The organism is Nocardia sp. NBC_01377, from assembly GCF_045040005.1.
Taxonomy (GTDB): Bacteria; Actinomycetota; Actinomycetes; order Mycobacteriales; family Mycobacteriaceae; genus Nocardia; species Nocardia noduli.
Genome location: NZ_CP109566.1, coordinates 5,221,409 through 5,240,767, shown reverse-complemented (window position 1 = coordinate 5,240,767; position 19,359 = coordinate 5,221,409). Strand labels below are relative to the sequence as shown.

Below are 19,359 nucleotides of genomic sequence, written 5' to 3'. Positions count from 1 at the left end.
GTGGTGAGAAGGTGCGGCGATCGGCTTCTACCTACGGCTGCGTAAGGTGAAAGCGCAGGTCACGCATCCGGCAGACCGTGGGCGGGCACCTGTTACCCGCTGGTAAGTTGACCGGTATGACGAGTACCGACGACCTGCTGTTCAACCCGTCCACCTACGACCCCCAGCAGTTCGACGCCGAGACCACGCGACTGCTGAAGGCCACCATCGAGTGGTTCGAGTCGAAGGGCAAGGCGCGGTTGCTGGCCGATGACCAGGACGCGCTGTGGGTGTCGGAATTCCTGGATTTCGTCAGGAAGGAGAAGTTGTTCGCGACCTTCCTGACACCGGCCGCTTACGCCGACGGCGATCCGAATCGGCGCTGGGACGCCGCGCGCAACGCCGCGCTGTCGGAGATCTTCGGCTTCTACGGGCTCGCGTATTGGTACGCGGAGCAAGTGACCATCCTCGGACTCGGCCCGATCTGGCAGAGCGACAACGAAACCGCCAAGAAACGGGCGGCGGCGGATCTGGCCGAGGGGCAGGTGATGGCCTTCGGCCTGTCCGAGCAGACCCACGGCGCCGATATCTACAACACCGACCTGGTGCTCACCCCGACCGAACCGGGTAGCGACGACGCCGAGGCGGGAATCCTGTTCCGCGCCAACGGTGAGAAGTACTACATCGGCAACGGCAATGTGGCGAGCATGGTCTCGGTGTTCTCGCGCCGGGCCGATATCGACGGCGCGGACGGGTACGTCTGGTTCGCCGCCGACAGCAGGCACGAGGACTACGAACTCATCGGCAATGTCGTGCACGGCCAGATGTATGTCAGCAATTTCCGCCTCACCGACTACCCGGTGCGCGCCGAGGATGTGCTGCACACCGGCCCCGAGGCGTTCTCCGCGGCCCTGAACACGGTCAACGTCGGCAAGTTCAACCTCTGCCACGGTGGCATCGGCATGGTCGAGCACTCGTTCTACGAGGCCATCACCCACGCCAACAACCGCATCCTGTACGGCAATCCGGTCACCCGGTTCCCGCACGTGCGCGGTAATTTCGTCGACGCCTACAGCCGGATCGTCGCGATGAAACTGTTCAGCGATCGGGCCGTCGACTACTTCCGCGGTGCGAGTCTCGAAGACCGGCGCTACCTGCTGTTCAACCCGATGACCAAATCCAAGGTGACCTCCGAGGGCGAGGTCGTGATGACCCTGCTGCTGGATGTGCTCGCCGCCAAGGGCTTCGAGAAGAACACCTACTTCGCCGAGGTCGCCCGGCTGATCAACACGCTGCCCCGACTGGAGGGCACCGTGCACGTGAACGTCGGTCAGATCCTCAAGTTCATGCCCAACTACCTGTTCGATCCGGCGGACTATCCCGAGATCGGCACCAGGCGGGAAGCGGGCGACGAGGAATTCTTCTGGCGGCAGGGTCCGGCCCGAGGTGCGGGCAAGGTCCGGTTCGCCGACTGGACCCCGGTGTACGAGAAGCACGCCGACGTGCCGAACGTCGCCCGGTTCTACGAGCAGGCGCAGGCGCTGCGCACCCTGCTGCTCACGGCCGCGCCGGACGAGTTGCAGCGCGAGGATCTCGATTTCATGCTGACCATCGGCCACCTGTTCTCACTGGTCGTCTACGGTCAGCTGATTCTCGAGCAGGCCGCGATCATCGGACTGGATCGCGATGTGCTCGACCAGATCTTCGACTTCCAGGTCCGCGACTTCAACGGATGCGCCACCACGCTCTACGGGAAGCCGTCGGCGGGCGCGGCGCAGCGGGAATGGGCCGTCGGCGCCCTGCGCACCCCGGTCGCGAACCGGGAACGTTTCGACCGGGTGTGGGACCGGGTGGTCGCCAACGACGGCGCGTACGAGATGCGGCCCTGACGAATCCGCGGCGGCACGGCCGGTGAGCGAACCCGGCCCTACCGCCACGGCGCATCCGTCGCCCTCGCGTCAGACCAGGTACAGATCCACCACCAGATCGGTGGAATCGGGCGTCTCACAGGTGGACGCGCTCGGATTCGCCTCGGCGTCACCGGACTCCCGCTCGGCGTCGCCTCTGTCGGCCGCGGTCGATCCGGCCGTCAGGACGGCGGCGACGGCGGCCGCGACGATGACGAGAAGAACGCAGACGAGTCGTGCGGAACGGGTCATGAACCCTGTCCTCCGGCAATCCCTTTGGGTGGTTGCGGCACGATAACGAAGAACTATTCGGTGCGGCCCGCGCTCGGGATGGCCGCGTGATCCGGCGCATCGGCAGTCCGCGCTGGAGACTTGCGCGCCGGGGTGTCGGAAAGAGTAGTCCGGGAGGACCGGGGCCGACCGTGGGGGTCGGAACCGTCGTGCGGAACGCTCGAATTCGAGGCTCGGCGTCTGCCACCGAGCGGCGTCTCGGGGTCCGCGTGGTCGGATGCGGTCCGAGAAAGGCGACGGTCGCAGGATCGGCGCCGGTCGGACCGGCGCCTGGTATCTCATCGGTCAGGCGCGACCGGGGAAGGCGTCGGTCGGAGGGTTGGTACCGAGGATCGCCTGCCAGGTCGCCAGTCTCAGCGCGCTCTCGGTGAGAGCATCGATCCCGGTGCGCCGGACCGATTCGGTCGCGGCGTGCTCGACGACCGCGCGCCAGGCGACAGCGGTGTCGTTCTCCACGGTGACGGCGAGCCGGGCGGCGGGTATCGGGTCGTCCACCGGGAACGGCGTGGTGTACGCGGCGTCGGCGGCGGGCGCGGTGACACCCGCCGCTTCCAGCGCCTGCACGGTCGCGTCGCGGCGGGCGCGATGCGCGGCGGTGTTATCGGCTACCAGGCGGGTCCGCTCGGGCGAGGCGTACGCGGCGATCACCCCGTAGGCGTACACCGCCGCGTACTCGGCGGCGAGAGCGTCGAGGACGGCACGGCGTTCGGCGTCGGTCATGCCAGCAGGACTCCCGTCTGGGCCGCGCAGGCCGCGCTGATGGAGGCGAGCAGGCCCGCGCGGTATCCCGATTGGGTGCGAGCCAGGTCCGCGCTCGATCGCTGCGATCGGGTCAGTTGTTCACGCAACTGCTCGACGGTGGGTGGAACGGTGGGCGGTACGGCGCTGCCGGGGACGGCGGGAGCCGGACTCGCCCCCGCGGCGGGCGAATTCGGTTCGCGGGTGCGGTGCACGGGGGTGGTTCCGTCGCCGTAGACGCCGATGACCCGGTCGATCTCGGTGCGCAGGGCATCCGCGTGTTCGGTGCGCTGCGCAGAGATCGTGTTCAGCGCCGCCTGCCGTTGCGGCGCGAGCGCGATGGCGGCGCTCGCGGCGGCGGCGTCGGCCCTGGCCGCGGCTTCCTGCGCGGCAAGCGGATCGGGGAGATAGACCGGTTCGTCCGAACATCCCGTCGCCGCGCCGAGTGTCAGGACTCCCGCCGTCGCGCCGCCCGCGAGCCGCAACGCGGTGCGACGATCGACCGTCGCGCCGCTGCCCGCGCTCGGGCCGCCGAACATGTTCGCACCGAACATGTTCCGGCCCGCGCGGGCGTCGGGCCGATCGGCGGGCGAGCCGGGTACGCGCTCGTCGCGCGTCGAGGCGGGGTGGCGGATGGGCACGGCACCATCGTGCCAGATTCGCGGGGTGACTCCGACCGGGGCGCGGCCGGAGTTTCGGCCCGGCTCCGAAGCGGCATACCCGGCAAACTTGCCACAGGCCGCTGGTCCTTTACACTCTCGGGGCGCGTTACGCTAGACCTTCGGTAGACGAGATTTGCTGTCGGGGACCGTCCGCACTTCGTTACCGGTACACAGCGCTCGAAGAAATCCGAAGCTCGCGTCACAACTGAACCAGGAGCCGCCCCACCATGCCGATGCCGACCGACGAAAGGGTGAGCCAGCTGATAGCTGGACTCGTCGAGCGCCGAGGATTCGATCTCGAGGGCGTCGATCTCTCGACGGTGGGCAAGCACGCGGACGCGCAGGCTCGGGTGACGGTCGTCGTGGACAGCGACGCGGCCTCGGATCTGGACACCATCGCCACCCTGAGCCGCGATCTGTCGGAGCTGCTCGACGAGGCGGGCGATTTCGGCGAGATGCCCTATCTGCTCGAGGTCACCTCACCGGGGATCGACCGTCCGCTCACGGCGGACCGGCACTGGCGACGTGCGCGCGGCCGCAAAGTACGGATAACCTTGCGTCCCGGCGCGGAACCTCCGGATCCGGGGGGACACGCCCGGTTCGACGCGAGGGTCGGCGCGCTGGACGGCGATTCGGTGGCGCTCGTGTTGGGCGGTAGACATAAACCGCACCGGGTGACGGTGCCACTGGCCGATATCGCCGAAGCGGTCGTTCAAGTGGAATTCAATCCGCCCGGCGCGAGGGAACTCGAACTCGCGGGCGGCGTAGCGCCCGGCAGACCGACGCCGGGCCAGGATGCCGAAGACATCTCGGGAAGTACCGATGCAGTACCTGTAACAGCGTCTGATTCGCCGACCGAAGGGATCGTGGAATGAACATCGAAATCGAAGCCCTGCGCGCGATTGTCGCCGACAAGGGGATCTCGATCGAGACGGTGATCTCCGCGATCGAGTCGGCACTGCTCACCGCGTATCGCCACACCGAGGGCCACCAGCCCAACGCCTACATCGACATCAACCAGAAGACCGGCGTCGTCAGGGTGATGGCGCGCGAGGTGGACGCCGACGGCAACGTCGTCTCCGAATGGGACGACACCCCAGAGGGATTCGGCCGCATCGCGGCGACCACGGCACGCCAGGTGGTGCTCCAGCGGTTGCGGGACGCGGAGAACGAGAAATCCTTCGGCGAGTTCTCGACCCACGAGGGCGATATCGTCGGCGGTGTCATCCAGCGCGACGCCCGCGCCAACGCCCGCGGCACGGTGGTGGTGCGCATCGGCAGCGAGTTGCACGGCACGGAAGGGTTGATCCCGCCCGCCGAGCAGGTGCCGGGGGAGACCTACGAGCACGGCGACCGGATCAAGTGCTACGTCGTCGGCGTCACCCGTGGACCGCGCGGGCCGCAGATCACGCTGTCGCGCACACATCCGAATCTGGTTCGCCGATTGTTCGCCCTCGAGGTGCCCGAGATCGCCGACGGCTCGGTGGAGATCGTCGCGGTGGCCCGTGAGGCCGGACATCGCTCCAAGATCGCGGTGCGCTCGACGGTGTCGGGCGTCAACGCCAAGGGTGCCTGCATCGGCCCGATGGGGCAGCGCGTGCGCAATGTGATGAGCGAACTGGCGGGCGAGAAGATCGACATCATCGATTACGCCGAGGATCCAGCGGCCTTCGTCGGCAACGCCTTGTCGCCGTCGAAAGTGGTGTCCGTCACTATCGTCGACCCGGACGCCCGCGCGGCACGGGTGGTCGTCCCCGACTTCCAGCTCTCGCTCGCCATCGGCAAGGAGGGGCAGAACGCCCGCCTGGCCGCCCGGCTCACCGGCTGGCGGATCGATATCCGCAGCGACGCCGCCCCTGACATGGGCGGCAACGTGCGGACGGAGGCGCACCGAAGTTGACCGAGGGTGGCGCGCCACGGCGCGCGGCGGTCGATCCGGCGAGTCCCGCGCCGGATCGGGTGGATCGGGAATCGAACACCCGGGATGACATGTTGGTAACTTCCGCGGGGGCGGGGTTCGGTGTTCCGAGCGGGACAGCGGTACAGTGGTCTCAGGTTCAGCGCGAGCCTTCGGTTTCCGTACCGGACCGCACCATCGAGATCGACCCGGCGCCCCAGCGTCGATCGGCTCCGGTGCGTACGTGTATCGGATGCCGGGAGCGCGAGTTGGCCGTCGATCTGTTGCGGATCGTGGCGCAGGATCGGGATGCCGGTGACGGTTCCCGTATCGTCGCGATCGTTCCCGATTCGCGGCGCAGACTGCCCGGGAGGGGTGCCTGGTTGCACCCCCTTTCGTCTTGTCTGCGCGCAGCAGAGCGACGCCGAGCATTCGGCAGAGCACTACGAGTGTCCGGAAATCTGGATATCTCAGCCCTGGAGCATTACCTCGAGAACAGGCACGAGCACTCATGAGCACACCGTGAAGTACCAACGATGAACGTCCATCGGAGATAACCCGAGGTCGTGCGGGCCGCCGTCCCCTGAAACGGCGGAGCTGCTCGACCTCTCAGTGAGGAGAGCAGTGGCAGGCAAGGCCCGCGTGCACGAGTTGGCCAAAGAACTCGGTGTCACAAGTAAGGAACTACTCGCGAAGCTCAAGGAGCAGGGCGAGTTCGTGAAGTCGGCGTCCTCGACGGTGGAAGCGCCCGTCGCCCGTCGCCTCCGTGAGTCGCTGTCGGCGAAATCCGCCACGGCGTCCGATGCCAAGTCCGGGGCTCGTCCCGGACCCGCTTCGTCGGCCCGTCCGGGCCAGAAGCCGACCGGTCCCGGCCCGCGTCCCGGCCCGCGTCCCCCCGCACCGTCGCAGCCCGCCCCCGCGGCGGCCGCCCCGGCAACTCCGCAGGTCGCCTCGGCCCCTGCCGCCTCGGCTCCCGCTCCGGCGGCGAACCGTCCCGGCGAAGGCGCGCGTCCAGGACCCGCGGTCAGGCCGGGTCCCGCGACCCCGCCTCCCGTCGCTCCCACTCCCGCCCAGCAGGCGCCCGCAGCCAAGGCTGCGCCCGCACCCGCTCAGTCGGGTCCGCGTCCCGCTCCGGCGGAGCCGCGTCCCGCTCAGCAGCAGCGCCCCGGCGCTCCGGCACAGGGTGGCCAGGGCGGTCCCCGTCCCGGTGGTCCCAAGCCCGGCCCCAAGACCCCGCGGGTCGGCAACAATCCCTATTCGTCGGCGCCCACTCCCGAGCGTGAGCGTGCCCCACGTCCGGCCCCCGGTCAGGGTGGAGCTCGTCCGGCTCCCGGTCAGGGCGGTCCCCGTCCCGGCCCCGCGCAGGGCGGTCCCCGTCCCGGCCCCGCGCAGGGCGGTCAGCGTCCCGCGCCCGGTCAGGGTGGACCTCGTCCGGCCGCTGCCCAGGGTGGCGGTTCGCGTCCCGGCGGTCCGCGTCCGAGCCCCGGCTCGATGCCTCCGCGTCCGAATCCCGGTGCCATGCCGCAACGTTCGGCACGTCCCGCTCCCGGCGGCGCCGGTGCGGGTCGTCCCGGTGGCGGTCGTCCCGGCGGCGGTGCCGGTGGCGCCGGTCGTCCCGGTGGCGGCGGTGGCGGTGGCTATCGCGGCGGCGGTGCCGGTGGCGGTACCGGTGCTCCCGGTGCGGGCGCAGGCGCTCCCGCGGCGGGTGGTTTCCGTGGTCGTCCCGGCGGCGGTGGCGGCGGTGGTCGTCCGGGTGGTCCCGGTGGCCGCGGTGGCGCAGCAGGCGCGTTCGGTCGTCCCGGTGGCGCACCGCGTCGCGGACGCAAGTCGAAGCGGGCGAAGCGCGCCGAGTACGAGAGCATGCAAGCGCCCTCGATCGGTGGCGTGCGTCTGCCCCGCGGCAACGGCGAGATCATCCGTCTCGCCCGCGGCGCCTCGCTGTCGGATTTCGCGGAGAAGATCGACGCGAACCCGGCCGCATTGGTACAGGCCCTGTTCAACCTCGGCGAGATGGTCACCGCGACCCAGTCGGTGAACGACGAGACCCTCGAGTTGCTCGGCGGCGAGATGAACTACGTCGTCCACGTCGTCAGCCCCGAGGACGAGGACCGCGAGCTGCTCGAATCGTTCGACCTGACCTACGGCGAGGACGCGGGCGGCGAGGACGACCTCGAACAGCGTCCGCCGGTCGTGACCGTCATGGGTCACGTCGACCACGGTAAGACCCGACTGCTCGACACGATCCGTAAGGCCAACGTCCGTGAGGGCGAGGCCGGTGGCATCACCCAGCACATCGGCGCCTACCAGGTGCTGACCCATCTGGGCGAGAACGACCGACTCATCACCTTCATCGACACCCCGGGTCACGAGGCGTTCACCGCCATGCGTGCCCGTGGCGCGAAGGCCACCGATATCGCGATCCTCGTGGTCGCGGCCGACGACGGCGTCATGCCGCAGACGGTGGAGGCCATCAACCACGCGCAGGCGGCCGACGTGCCGATCGTGGTGGCGGTCAACAAGATCGACAAGGAAGGCGCGAACCCGGACAAGATCCGGCAGCAGCTGACCGAATACAACCTGGTGGCCGAGGAATACGGTGGCGACACCATGTTCGTCGACATCTCCGCCAAGCAGGGCACCAATATCGAGCAGCTGCTCGAAGCGGTGCTGCTGACCGCGGACGCCGCACTCGACCTGCGGGCCAACCCGGATATGGACGCCCAGGGTGTCGCCATCGAGGCGCACCTCGACCGCGGCCGTGGTCCGGTGGCGACCGTGCTCGTCCAGCGCGGCACGCTGCGCGTCGGCGACTCGATCGTGGCGGGCGACGCCTACGGCCGCGTGCGCCGCATGGTCGACGAGCACGGCGACGACGTCGTGGCGGCGCTGCCGTCGCGGCCGGTCCAGGTCATCGGCTTCACGTCGGTGCCCGGCGCGGGTGACAACCTGCTCGTGGTCGACGAGGACCGGATCGCTCGCCAGATCGCCGACCGGCGCAACGCGCGTAAGCGCAATGCCCTGGCCGCGCGTAGCCGCAAGCGGATCAGCCTGGAAGATCTGGATGCCGCCCTGAAGGAGACTTCGGAGCTCAACCTGATCCTCAAGGGCGACAACTCCGGCACCGTCGAGGCCCTCGAAGAGGCCCTCATGGGTATCCAGATCGACGACGAGGTACGGCTGCGGGTCATCGACCGCGGTGTCGGTGGCGTCACCGAGACCAACGTCAACCTGGCGTCGGCGTCGAACGCGATCATCATCGGGTTCAACGTCAGGGCCGAGGGCAAGGCGACCGAGCTGGCCAACCGCGAAGGCGTGGACATCCGGTACTACTCGGTGATCTACCAGGCCATCGATGAGATCGAGAAGGCCCTCAAGGGCATGCTCAAGCCGATCTACGAAGAGGTCGAGCTGGGTCGCGCCGAGATCCGGGCCATCTTCCGTTCATCGAAGATCGGCAATATCGCCGGTTGCATGGTCACCTCGGGCAGCGTCAAGCGCAACGCCAAGGCCCGTCTGCTGCGTGACAACGTGGTGGTCGCCGAGACGGTGACGATCTCGTCGCTCAAGCGGGAGAAGGACGACGCACCCGAGGTCCGCGAGGGCTTCGAATGCGGTATGACGTTGACCTACAACGACATCAAGGAAGGCGACATCATCGAGGCGTACGAGTTGCGCGAGAAGCCGCGCGACTGATCACCACGAGCATCGCCGCACCCGCTTCGTACGGAGCGGGTGCGGCGATGTGATGACGTTCGGCATACCGGGGGGCGTGCCGAGTTCGGCAGTGCCCGCCGGTGCGAGCTCCCCTCCACGATTCGACATGAAGAGGTGAGCGTGTACCTGGGTGCACTGGAGTTCGACATTCTGCTCGGCGACGTCCATTCGCTCAAGGAGAAGCGTTCGGTGATCCGGCCGGTCCTGGCCGAATTACAGCGCTTCGGTGTGAGCGCGGCCGAAGGCGGGGAACACGATCTACATCGCCGCGCGTTGCTCGGAGTCGCCATGGTCAGTCCGGAAACGGGCCATCTGACCGAGGTGCTCGACAAATGCGAACGCCACGTCGCGGCGCGTCCGGAGTTACAGTTGCTGGCAGTGCGCCGTCGGATCTTCGGACCCGAGGACTGAACTTTTCATAGTGAGAGTGAGGAGGAAACGGCCATGGTGGATCAAGCCAGGGCACGCCGACTCGCCAAGCGGATTTCCTCGATCGTGGCGACCGCGATCGAATACGAGATCAAGGATCCGCGGCTGCGTTTCGTGACGGTCACCGACGCCAAGGTCAGCGGTGACCTACGCGAGGCGACGGTGTACTACACGGTGATGGGGGAAACCCTCGACGTCGAACCCGATTACGCGGCCGCGGCCGCCGGTCTGGAGAAGGCCAAGGGCGTTCTGCGCTCCAAGGTCGGCGCGGGCACCGGGGTGAAGTTCACCCCGACGCTGGCGTTCATCCTGGACAAGGTGCCCGACGTCGCTCGTGAGATGGAGGAGCTGCTGGCGCGTGCCAGAGCTTCCGACGACGAGGTGGCGAAGGCCGCGGCCAACGCGACCCACGCCGGCGAGGCCGATCCGTACAAGGTCGAACGCGACGACGAGTCCTGAACAGTACGAGACCAAGAGACTGCGGCACGAATGACAACCAATGGTGATCAGGTCGATTTCGATGCCGCCGTCACGGCGCTCACGACCGCTCGATCGGTGACCGTCGTATGCCACGTGCAGCCCGATGCCGATACCGTCGGCAGCGGGCTGGCGTTGGCGCTGGTTCTGCATCGGCGCGGGGTGCCCGTCCGGGTGTCCTTCGCCGAACCCGCCGAATTACCGGTATCGATGCGGTCGCTGCCCGGCGTGCGACATCTCGTCGCGCCCGCCGATGTGCCGCGCGAGGTGGATGTCCTCGTCGCCGTGGATTGCGGTAGCGCGGGCAGGCTCGGAACTCTCGCCGATCGGCTGGACGGCGCGGCGACCACCATCGTGGTCGACCATCATCGTTCCAACACCGGATTCGGCTCGATCAACCTGGTCGACCCGGACGCGGAATCGACGACGAGTGTGCTGGCCCGGCTGTTCGAGGTGTGGGGCGAACCCGTCGATCGCGATATCGCGCACTGTCTCTACGCCGGACTCGTGACCGACACCGGCTCGTTCCGCTGGGTCAGGCCAGGTACGCACCAGTTGGCGGAGCGCCTGCTGAGCACCGGAATCGACGGCGCCGAGATCACCCGCACACTCATGGACACCCATCCGTTCGGTTGGCTCCCCATGCTTTCGCGGGTGCTCGGCACGGCGCGCCTCGAACCGAGGGCGCACGGCGGCATCGGTGTGGTCTACGCCCTGGTCCGCCGCGAGGACGTGGAGGGACTGCGCTCGGAGGAGATCGAAAGCGTCATCGATATCGTGCGCACCACCTCGGAGGCGGGGGTGGCGGCCGTATTCAAACAATCCCGCGTGGTCGACGACCGCTGGACGGTGTCGCTGCGTTCCCGCGACAGCGTTCCAGGCGCGGCGGATGGTGTCGATGTGTCCGCGGTCGCGACCTCGCTCGGCGGCGGCGGGCACCGATTCGCCGCGGGGTACACCACCCACGGCCGCGCCGAGGATGTCGTCGCCGCGCTGCTGACCGCGCTGGGATGACCGCGGTGCCGCATGAGGCCGGTGCGGAAGGCGTCGTGTCGGAGGACGCCGTGTCCGCGGGCCCGCGTCGAGTTCTCGGACTGGCGCTGCCGACGCTGGGCGTTCTGGTCGCCGAACCGATCTACCTGCTGTTCGATATGGCGGTCGTCGGACGGCTCGGCGCGCTCGCGTTGGCCGGGCTGGCGGTGGGCGGGTTGATCCTGGCGCAGGTCAGCTCACAGCTGACGTTCCTGTCCTACGGCACCACGGCCCGGTCCTCGCGTCGGCACGGAGCCGGTGACCGGCGCGGCGCGGTGGCCGAAGGCGTGCAGGCGACGTGGATCGCGCTGGCGGTCGGCGCGGCGATCGTGACGGTCGTGCAGGTCGCGGCGGTGCCGTTGACGAATGCCATCGCGGGCGGCGGTGAGATCGCGGGGGAGGCGCTCGGGTGGGCGCGGATCGCGCTGTTCGGTGTTCCGCTGATCCTGATCTCCATGGCGGGCAACGGCTGGATGCGCGGGGTGCAGCAGACCCGACGGCCGCTGGTCTACGTCGTCGCCGGACTCGCGGTGTCGGCGGTGCTGTGCCCGTTGCTCGTGCACGGCCTACTGGGCGCGCCGCATATGGGACTTCCCGGTTCGGCGGTCGCCAATGTGGTCGGCCAGTCGGTGACCGCCGCGATGTTCCTCTATGCCCTGGTGCGCCAAGAGGTTCCGCTGACGCCGCACTGGTCGGTGATCCGCGCCCAGTTGGTGCTCGGCCGGGATCTGATCGTCCGGAGTCTGGCCTTCCAGGCATGTTTCGTCTCCGCGGCCGCGGTGGCGGCCCGATTCGGCGCGGCATCGGTCGCGGCCCATCAACTGGTTCTGCAACTGTGGAATTTCCTCGCGATGACGCTGGATTCGTTGGCGATCGCCGCGCAGACCCTGGTCGGGGCCGCCCTCGGCGCGGGGAACGCGAAGGGCGCGCGCGGTCTCGCCCGCCGGATAACCCTGTGGTCGGAGCTGTTCTCGCTGGGGCTCGCGGCCTGTTTCGCGGCGGGTGTCAGCGTGATCCCGACACTGTTCACCGACGATCCCGCCGTCTTGGACCGCACCCATGTCGCGTGGTGGTTCTTCGTCGGCATCATTCCCGTCGCCGGAATCGTCTTCGCACTCGACGGGGTGCTGCTGGGGGCGGGCGACGCCGCGTTCCTACGCACCGCGACCCTCGGCTGCGCACTGGTCGGCTTCCTGCCCGCCATCTGGCTGTCCCTCGTCTTCGACTGGGGTATCGCCGGAATCTGGTCCGGGCTGGCCGTTTTCATGGTTCTCCGCATGTCGGCGGTGGTGTGGCGGGCGCTGTCGGGGCGGTGGGCGCGTGTGGGTTCGGAGGTGCCCGCCGGTATCGCCTAGCCGTCCGGCCGGAACGGACATTCCCGCGACGATCGGGCGGACATCGTGCGTTCGGGTAGTGGAATGTCCGCGTGGACCGAGCAACGGCCCCCCTTGTCGATAATGACATTCGTTGCTGGCACGATGGGGCGATGCTGGATCAGCGCTCGGGGTGGGGTCCGCGTAGCAGGGTGTCGTCGACGCATGTGCTTGTCGCGTTGGTCGTCGTCGGTCTGGTGACGCGGTCGTGGCTGAGTTCGCTGGTGGGAGCGACGGATCGACTACAGACCGCGGTCACCGTCTTCGCGGGCGTTTTCGTGCAGGCGGTGCCGTTTCTCGTATTCGGAGTCCTGGTCAGCGGGGCGATCGCGGCCTTGGTCTCGCCTGCGGTGTTGCGGAAGGTGTTGCCGCGCAACGAACCCGCCGCGATCGGGGTCGCGGGGCTGGCCGGGATGGCGCTGCCGGGATGCGAATGCGGTGCGGTGCCGGTCGCGCGCAGGCTGATCGAACAGGGCGCGCCGAGTTCGGTCGCGCTCGCCTTCCTGCTGTCCGCCCCCGCGGCCAATCCGGTCGTGTTGGTGTCGACGGCCGTCGCCTTTCCCGGTGAGCCGGGGATGGTCGCGGCGCGACTGGCCGGATCGCTGGCGACGGCGGTGGTGATGGGTCTGCTGTGGTCGCGCTTCGGGAGTCCGAGCTGGATGCTGCCGGGCGGGGGTGATCGTGCCCGCGTGGTCGGGCGTACCCGCTGGGAGACCTTCACCGAGGCGGCCCGTCACGATTTCCTCCAGGCCGGGGCGTTCCTCGTACTCGGCGCAGCGGCAGCGGCAGCCCTGCACGTGCTCGTCCCGCCGTCCTGGTACGAACGGCTTGCTGGGCAGGTGCTGCTGGCGATCCTGGTACTCGCCGTGCTGGCCGTCGTACTCGCGCTGTGCTCGGAGGCCGATGCCTTCGTCGCGGCGAGTATGTCCTCGTTACCGCTGCTACCGCGCGTGGTATTCCTCGTGGTCGGGCCCGCGGTGGATGTGAAACTGTTCGCCATGCAGGCGGGCAGTTTCGGGCGCGGGTTCGCGATCCGTTTCGCGCCGTCGACCTTCGCCGCGGCGGTGGTCTGCGGCACCGTGGCCGGTTACGTCTTTCTCGGGGGAGTGCGATGAGACGCGAGACCCAGAATCTGCTGTTGCTGCTGATCGGCGGTGTGGTGCTGCGGGTGACGTTCGACGGCACCTATCTGCGCTACGTGAAGCCGGGGTTGGCCCCGTTTCTACTGGTCAGCGGATTCGGCATCGTCGTACTCGCCGTCGTCGCCATCGTCTGCGACATCAGGGGTCGGCCTGCGGGGGAGCACGCGCACGGCACCGGTCGAGCCCTGTGGCTGCTGCTCGCGCCCGTGGCCGTGTTGCTGCTCGTGGTGCCGCCCGCCCTCGGCGCGGGCGCGGCGGGGACGACCGCTCCCGTGCGGGTGCGGATCGCGGAGGAACCCGAGACCTGGCCCTTCCCGCCGCTGCCACCGGGCGAGGCGCCCGCCCTGCCGCTGACCGGTCTCGTCGACCGCGCGCTCTTCGATTCCGCACGCTCCCTGGACGATCGGGAGGTGACGGTCAGCGGGTTCGTGCTCGCCGCCGACCACGGTGACGGTATCGACCTGGCGCGAGTGGTCATCACCTGCTGCGTCGCCGATGCCCGCTACATCCGCGTGCACCTGGCGGGAATCACCGAACCGCTCGCCGAGGACAGCTGGCTGGAGGTGCGCGGCGTGGTCGCCACCGAGAGCGTCCACGGTGATCCGGAGCCGACCCCGACCATGACCGTCGTCGATTACCGGCGGATCGAACGTCCCGAGAATTCCTACGAACGCGGGCGCTGAGCGGTGTCGGTCGAGGGCGACGATTCCGCCGGTTTCCGGTGCTGCCGGACGACCACCCGTGCCGGGCGGATCGAACGACCGGGAATACTGAGGCCCGGCTGGACGAGGGAGTCGACGGTGCGGTCCTCGTCGGGGCTATCGGTGCGGACGACGTCGGCCGCCTCCATGGAGAGCGAATCGAACGCCTCACCCGCACCGGGAGCGACGACGATACCGCCGCGTCCGACCAGCAGACGTTCGATCCGCCCGGCCACCGCGTCGAATGCCTCGCGCTCCCTGGCGGATTCGGCGGTACTCGCGCAGGCCACGGCATCCCCGAGCAGCGCGAACAGTTCGGTGACCAGGGGCAGATCGGCGCCGTGGCGCTCGCGCTGCGCTTTGGCCTTCGCGTCGTCGGCGAGACGTTCGATGGTGGCGGCCTGGCGCGCGACCACACGGGTGAGATCGTCGATGCGTTCGAGGATTTCGTCGTGCGCGGCGCCTTCGCGGCGCGGCGCGACGGGGACGGGTCCGGCGGCGAGCGCGTCGGGTTCGGTCATGTTCGCACCATAACGCGTGCTCGGATCCGTCGGTCCCGGCCTCGGCGCGATCGGCCGGTCGGTGACCGGGCCGGTGTCGGAAGTGGCTGCTACCATCGCGTGCCATGGGGGTCTACGGAATCGACCTGGGCACGACGAACTCGGCAATCGCGCAGATAGACGCCGACGGTCGGCCCGAAGTCATGATCGGAATGAACGGTGAGCCGACGATTCCGTCGGTGGTGCTCTTCGCCTCGGCGTTCGACCATCTGGTCGGCGAGGGCGCGCGGCGGCAGGCCCGCCTCGATCCGGAGCACGTCTGCGCGTTGGTGAAACGCCGGATGGGTGACGCGGAGTGGCGTTTCGCCGCCCACGGCACCACCTGGTCCGCGCCCGCGGTGTCGGCGCTCATCCTCAAGAGCCTGGCCGCCGATGTCGAATTCGGCGGTGGCGAACCGGTGGGCCGCGCGGTGATCACCGTGCCCGCGTATTTCGGTGACGAGGAACGGCGCGCGACGATCCAGGCGGGCACCTACGCCGGATTCGACGTGGCCGGTGTGCTTTCCGAGCCGATCGCCGCCGCGCTGTCCTACGGATTCGGCAGGCTCGACGGCAGCGTGGATGTCGGCAAGTCCGGCGCGCGCGAGACGGTACTCGTCTACGACCTCGGCGGCGGAACCTTCGACGCCACCGTCATCGAACTGGCCGACCGGCGGATCTCGGTCCTCGCGGTCGAAGGCGATCACCAGCTCGGCGGCGCCGACTGGGACGAGCGCGTCGCCCTGTATCTGTCGCAGCAGTTCTGCGCCGCCAATCCGGACGCCGAGGACCCGCTCGACGATTCGGCGGGTTCGCAGATGCTCGTGCTGGCCGCCGAACAGGCCAAACGAGAGCTGAGCGAGGCCGAGCGCACCGAGGTGGTGATCGCGCACGACGGCGCCCGCGCGGTCGTCCCGCTGACCCGCGCCGAAGTGGAATCGATGACGGCGTCGCTGATGCGGCGGACCGTCGACCTCACGCGCGACTGCCTCGCCGCGGCGGCCAAACGCGGCGTCGCCTCGGTGGATCGGCTGCTGCTCGTCGGCGGTTCCTCGCGCATGCCGATGGTGGAACGCGAACTGCGCAAGGAATTCGGCCTCGACGGCGAATTGCGCGATCCCGATCTGTCGGTGGCGCGCGGCGCGGCCCTCTACGGCGAGAAGCTGGAGATGGAGCGGCTGATCCTCGCCGATCTGATGACCCGCGGCCGTCTGCGGGACGGTTCGCCGTTGCGCGAAGCCGCGCCCGCCGATCTGGAACAGTCCGTCGCGCGGGTCGCCGCGTCCTTCGGGCAACCGGTCGGCCTGGTCCGGCGCATGGTCGAGATCCAGGTCGATACCGTGGTGTCGCGCGGCTTCGGTGTGCTCGCACTGAACTCGCAGTACGGACTCGCGGCGGCGTGGCTGGTCCACCGCAACCAGACACTGCCCGTGCGGGTGCGCCGTTCCTTCGGCACCGTGCGCGAGGACCAGGATCAGATCGAACTGACCATCGTCGAACAGCAGGGCCAAGCGGCGTCGATGCGGCCGGAGGATACGAAGGTCCTGATCGAAGGGCGTATTCGCGGAATCCCGCCGGGCTATCCCGCCGACAGCGAAGTGCGGGTCACCTTCGAGATGGGTTTCGACGGAGTCCTGCACGTCACGGCGCATCACGTCGACGCGGATATGCCGCTGACCCTGTCCGCCCAGACCGGCGCCACCCTGTCCCAGGCGGATGTCGCGCGGGAACTCGATCAGGTTCAGCGCACCCGCCGACGCACCGGGTAGCGACGTGATGGATGCCTTCAACCCCAACGACTACCGCAAACGGGTACTCGCCGCGGTCGAGCGCCGCGGCGGACCCGAGCAGTCGGATTCGTTCGAGCTCTACGACATTCCGCTCGACGACGCCGAGACACTCGGTGACGCCGAGGTCGCCGCGCGCGTCGCGGAGGTCTGGGGTTTCTGGCAGCGCCAGCGTGACCACCCGAAATACCGTGTGCTGGTCGGACTTCTGGTGGACGATCACGACCGCCGCAGCGAATTGCTGCTGAACGCGAGTTCCCGCCGCGCCGAGGCGATGCGGGTGCGGCAGGTCCGCGAGCAGCGCGACGCCGGACGCTACGAGATGCTCGACATCGCCGTCTCGCGGCTGGTCCAGCGACACGGCGGGGTGCCCGCGAGCAAGGTCGCGGGTCTCGAGGAGATCGGCGCGATGGGCGGGCTCGACGCGGCCGATGTCGCCGCGCGCCTGCGCAGGCACAAGATCCTGGCCGATCAGCCGCCGGTCGCGCCCGCGGCGAGTACGACACTGACCGAACAGCGGCGCAAGCAGATCCGGCAATTGCTCAGCGAATGGGATCGGCTGCTCGAAGGGCAACCGGCCCCCACTCTTTTCGCACTGCTCGGCCTCGATCCGACCGATGCCGCGCACACCGAGGAGATCCGCCTGCGCGCCGAGGCGTTGCGGGCGCGTTCACGGGAGTTGCCGCCGGGCCGGATCCGGGTCGTGCTCGACGAACTACTCGTGCACGTGCGGGATCTGCTCGAGGGCGGCGGCCCCGAGGTCAGGGAGTACGTCCGCTCGATCGTCGACGACGTCACCACCGAGTTGCGGCCGAAGGTCCGCGCCGCGGTGCTCATCGAGGATCAACTGGTCGGCGAGGACTACCAATTCCTGCTCGAAGAGGCGATGGAACTCGGACTCGATCGCGCCGAGGCGATCCGGGTGCTCACCGATCTCACCACCGCGCTCGGCGCGCGCATCGAGACCTCGCCCGCCGTCCCGCCGCGGCCCGAGACCCCGGCGTACTCGCCGCCACGGGAGACGCGGAACACGTCGGCTCGGGCACCGGGCAGACAGTGGGAGCAACCACTCAAAGCGGCGCGCGGGTCGCTGCGGCACGGGCGTCCCCAGGAGGCGGCCAGGCAGGTCGCCCAGGCACGTCAACTCGACAACGGCGCGGGCACGACGCCGATCCGGTCGGTCGCCGACGAGGTCGAACGGGTACTCGCCGAGGCCGGGGTGCGCTGGCGCAACGTCACCTCCGCGCTGGCGGCCAAACGCTACGTCGAAGCCGTCGAACATCTGGAATACCTGCGGCGCACGGCCTCCGATGTGCCCCCACCGACCGGTCGCACGGCGGGCCTGGAGGAATCGCTGGCCGAGGCGCGACGCGCTATCGCCGAAGCCGACCGGCTGGTCGCCGCCGCCGTGGCCGGGCCGCCCGCCGACCGCACCCGCGGACTGCTCGCCGCCCGCGATATCTGCGCGGACCACCGCGGCGTGGCCGAAGCGCTCGCCGCCACCGTCGTCGAACCCCCGGGCAATGTCCGGGTGTCCCGCGTGCGCAACGGCTCGGCGCAGGTCACCTGGTCAGCCTCGCCCGCGGGAAACGTCGACTACCGGGTGACCCGCCTACAACCCGACGGCTCGTGGCGCGTCGTCGGCCGGACCCGGGTCACCGAACTCGAAGACGGCGGAATCCCCTCCACCGGAACACTTCCGGTCTACGCGGTCGCCGCGGCGCTCGCCGGACAGTACTCGGAGATCGCTCGCTCCGACGCGCCACCTCCCGCGGCGCACGGATCCGCCGCCGCGCAGGCGGGAACCGGCGTCGGGGAGACACGGTCGAGTCCCACGCTCGGATCGAGCGAGGTATCCCCGGACCGAACGTCCACGGCGGTCGACGCTTCGGCTGCCCGCCGAACGTTGTCGGGGCATTCGTCCACCACTACGCCCGCGACCTCGCCGACAGACCCCGTGATTGCGTCGGGTGCTGCCGCGGCTTCGTCACCTGCTATCGGCGCTTCGCCGACCTCTCCCACGGCTTCGCAGGCTGGGGCTTCGTCGACGGCCCCCGGTATTTCGTCGTCCGCTCCTGCGGCTTCGTCGTCCGCCACTGCGGCCCCATCGGCCACCACCGCGCCGTCGTCACCCATGAGCGCGAGCGATCCGCCTGCCGCAGCCGCGGATTCGCCCACATCCGGAGCGGGGCATCCACCGGCGACCACGGGGCAATTCACCGCTGGGCGGCCCGGCACCGTCCCGGGGGATTCACCAACTGCCGCAGTGGATTCGGCAGCGTCGACCACCGATGTCGAGCACACCGCCGACCGGGGAACACCGCGCGACGAGTCGAATCCCAGCGGAATCCCCACGGTGAGCGGGTTGGCCGAGTACGGCGGTCTGCTGGTGTTCACCTGGCCGGTCGGCGTCACCGAGGTTTTCGTGGTGGCCCGCGCCGATGCGCCGGCCGCGACACCGGACGACCCGGGGGCGCGCGCCTGGAAGGTCACCAATATGCGGTACGAGATCGACGGCGGGGTGAAGATCCCGCCGGATCTGCCTCGGCCCTGCCATATCGCCGTCGCCTCGTGCCGCCGCGAGGCCGACGGGTCGCTCACGATCGCCGCCGGATTCGCCGCGACCGCCCGACTCCACTGGGCCGGCTGAGCGCGGACGGTCCGGTCCAGCGCGTGGAGCGTGGACCCGGA

General features: G+C 69.3%; 17 protein-coding genes. 13 read left to right on the top strand and 4 right to left on the bottom strand.

Going from position 1 to position 19,359, the window contains the following annotated elements:
* The first annotated feature begins 116 nt into the window (after nt 1–116).
* Nucleotides 117–1,868: an acyl-CoA dehydrogenase family protein gene (locus OG225_RS24065; RefSeq protein WP_405177375.1), complete on the top strand. Its 1,752-nt coding sequence runs from the start codon at nt 117–119 to the stop codon at nt 1,866–1,868.
* A gap of 69 nt (nt 1,869–1,937) precedes the next feature.
* Here the strand turns inward: OG225_RS24065 and OG225_RS24060 are convergent, their stop codons facing one another.
* The 3 genes from OG225_RS24060 to OG225_RS24050 form a co-directional block, all read right to left on the bottom strand.
* Nucleotides 1,938–2,138 (bottom strand): hypothetical protein, encoded by a 201-nt coding sequence (locus OG225_RS24060; protein WP_405177374.1) that lies wholly within the window; start codon nt 2,136–2,138, stop codon nt 1,938–1,940.
* 324 nt (nt 2,139–2,462) lie between these two features.
* Complete coding sequence (locus OG225_RS24055; RefSeq protein ID WP_405177373.1) at nt 2,463–2,897, bottom strand: ferritin-like domain-containing protein; 435 nt, start codon at nt 2,895–2,897, stop codon at nt 2,463–2,465.
* The gene (locus OG225_RS24050; RefSeq protein ID WP_405177372.1) at nt 2,894–3,556 is read right to left on the bottom strand and encodes a hypothetical protein; all 663 of its coding nucleotides are present in this window, start codon (nt 3,554–3,556) and stop codon (nt 2,894–2,896) included. The genes OG225_RS24055 and OG225_RS24050 overlap by 4 nt, the downstream gene beginning before the upstream one ends.
* A 248-nt stretch (nt 3,557–3,804) precedes the next feature.
* On the opposite strand from OG225_RS24050, the gene rimP reads away from it, so the two are divergent.
* From rimP to OG225_RS24000, 10 genes are all read left to right on the top strand, one after another.
* Nucleotides 3,805–4,452 carry a ribosome maturation factor RimP gene (rimP, locus tag OG225_RS24045; RefSeq protein ID WP_405177371.1) on the top strand — a complete coding sequence of 216 codons (648 nt, stop codon included), beginning with the start codon at nt 3,805–3,807 and terminating at the stop codon, nt 4,450–4,452.
* Nucleotides 4,449–5,477 (top strand): transcription termination factor NusA, encoded by a 1,029-nt coding sequence (gene nusA, locus OG225_RS24040; protein WP_405177370.1) that lies wholly within the window; start codon nt 4,449–4,451, stop codon nt 5,475–5,477. The genes rimP and nusA overlap by 4 nt, the downstream gene beginning before the upstream one ends.
* 194 nt (nt 5,478–5,671) lie before the next feature.
* Entirely contained in the window at nt 5,672–5,989 is a 318-nt protein-coding gene (locus OG225_RS24035; protein ID WP_232840028.1) for a YlxR family protein, read from the top strand.
* A 109-nt stretch (nt 5,990–6,098) separates the two neighbouring features.
* A complete protein-coding gene (gene infB, locus OG225_RS24030; protein WP_405177369.1) occupies nt 6,099–9,167 on the top strand; it encodes a translation initiation factor IF-2 in 3,069 nt (1,022 codons plus the stop codon).
* Nucleotides 9,168–9,308: 141 nt separating this feature from the next.
* Complete coding sequence (locus tag OG225_RS24025; RefSeq protein WP_109527532.1) at nt 9,309–9,599, top strand: DUF503 domain-containing protein; 291 nt, start codon at nt 9,309–9,311, stop codon at nt 9,597–9,599.
* Nucleotides 9,600–9,632: 33 nt separating this feature from the next.
* The gene (gene rbfA / locus OG225_RS24020) at nt 9,633–10,076 is read left to right on the top strand and encodes a 30S ribosome-binding factor RbfA (RefSeq protein WP_216916209.1); all 444 of its coding nucleotides are present in this window, start codon (nt 9,633–9,635) and stop codon (nt 10,074–10,076) included.
* A 30-nt stretch (nt 10,077–10,106) separates the two neighbouring features.
* Entirely contained in the window at nt 10,107–11,108 is a 1,002-nt protein-coding gene (locus tag OG225_RS24015) for a bifunctional oligoribonuclease/PAP phosphatase NrnA (protein WP_405177368.1), read from the top strand.
* Nucleotides 11,105–12,481, top strand: a complete 1,377-nt coding sequence (locus OG225_RS24010) for an MATE family efflux transporter (RefSeq protein WP_405177367.1) — start codon at nt 11,105–11,107, stop codon at nt 12,479–12,481. Before OG225_RS24015 ends, OG225_RS24010 begins: the two co-directional genes overlap by 4 nt.
* Before the next feature lie 131 nt (nt 12,482–12,612).
* Nucleotides 12,613–13,614 (top strand): permease, encoded by a 1,002-nt coding sequence (locus OG225_RS24005; RefSeq protein ID WP_405177366.1) that lies wholly within the window; start codon nt 12,613–12,615, stop codon nt 13,612–13,614.
* Entirely contained in the window at nt 13,611–14,324 is a 714-nt protein-coding gene (locus OG225_RS24000; protein ID WP_405177365.1) for a TIGR03943 family putative permease subunit, read from the top strand. The genes OG225_RS24005 and OG225_RS24000 overlap by 4 nt, the downstream gene beginning before the upstream one ends.
* Here OG225_RS24000 and grpE read toward each other — a convergent pair.
* Nucleotides 14,306–14,863 (bottom strand): nucleotide exchange factor GrpE, encoded by a 558-nt coding sequence (gene grpE, locus OG225_RS23995; protein ID WP_405177364.1) that lies wholly within the window; start codon nt 14,861–14,863, stop codon nt 14,306–14,308. The two genes, OG225_RS24000 and grpE, sit on opposite strands and share 19 nt — an antisense overlap.
* A gap of 104 nt (nt 14,864–14,967) precedes the next feature.
* On the opposite strand from grpE, the gene OG225_RS23990 reads away from it, so the two are divergent.
* Together OG225_RS23990 and OG225_RS23985 are read left to right on the top strand one after the other, a co-directional pair.
* The gene (locus OG225_RS23990) at nt 14,968–16,650 is read left to right on the top strand and encodes an Hsp70 family protein (RefSeq protein ID WP_405177363.1); all 1,683 of its coding nucleotides are present in this window, start codon (nt 14,968–14,970) and stop codon (nt 16,648–16,650) included.
* The gene (locus OG225_RS23985; protein ID WP_405177362.1) at nt 16,598–19,318 is read left to right on the top strand and encodes an Ig-like domain repeat protein; all 2,721 of its coding nucleotides are present in this window, start codon (nt 16,598–16,600) and stop codon (nt 19,316–19,318) included. Before OG225_RS23990 ends, OG225_RS23985 begins: the two co-directional genes overlap by 53 nt.
* Nucleotides 19,319–19,359: the final 41 nt, after the last annotated feature.

Excerpts from the sequence above, each read along its gene's own strand:
- rbfA (WP_216916209.1), top strand. The coding sequence starts at position 9,633 with ATGGTGGATCAAGCCAGGGCACGCCGACTCGCCAAGCGGATTTCCTCG.
- OG225_RS24015 (WP_405177368.1), top strand. The coding sequence starts at position 10,107 with ATGACAACCAATGGTGATCAGGTCGATTTCGATGCCGCCGTCACGGCG.
- OG225_RS24005 (WP_405177366.1), top strand. The coding sequence starts at position 12,613 with ATGCTGGATCAGCGCTCGGGGTGGGGTCCGCGTAGCAGGGTGTCGTCG.
- OG225_RS24010 (WP_405177367.1), top strand. The coding sequence starts at position 11,105 with ATGACCGCGGTGCCGCATGAGGCCGGTGCGGAAGGCGTCGTGTCGGAG.
- OG225_RS24065 (WP_405177375.1), top strand. The coding sequence starts at position 117 with ATGACGAGTACCGACGACCTGCTGTTCAACCCGTCCACCTACGACCCC.
- grpE (WP_405177364.1), bottom strand. The coding sequence starts at position 14,863 with ATGACCGAACCCGACGCGCTCGCCGCCGGACCCGTCCCCGTCGCGCCG.
- nusA (WP_405177370.1), top strand. The coding sequence starts at position 4,449 with ATGAACATCGAAATCGAAGCCCTGCGCGCGATTGTCGCCGACAAGGGG.
- OG225_RS24060 (WP_405177374.1), bottom strand. The coding sequence starts at position 2,138 with ATGACCCGTTCCGCACGACTCGTCTGCGTTCTTCTCGTCATCGTCGCG.
- OG225_RS24055 (WP_405177373.1), bottom strand. The coding sequence starts at position 2,897 with ATGACCGACGCCGAACGCCGTGCCGTCCTCGACGCTCTCGCCGCCGAG.
- rimP (WP_405177371.1), top strand. The coding sequence starts at position 3,805 with ATGCCGATGCCGACCGACGAAAGGGTGAGCCAGCTGATAGCTGGACTC.
- OG225_RS24000 (WP_405177365.1), top strand. The coding sequence starts at position 13,611 with ATGAGACGCGAGACCCAGAATCTGCTGTTGCTGCTGATCGGCGGTGTG.
- OG225_RS23985 (WP_405177362.1), top strand. The coding sequence starts at position 16,598 with ATGTCGCGCGGGAACTCGATCAGGTTCAGCGCACCCGCCGACGCACCG.
- OG225_RS23990 (WP_405177363.1), top strand. The coding sequence starts at position 14,968 with ATGGGGGTCTACGGAATCGACCTGGGCACGACGAACTCGGCAATCGCG.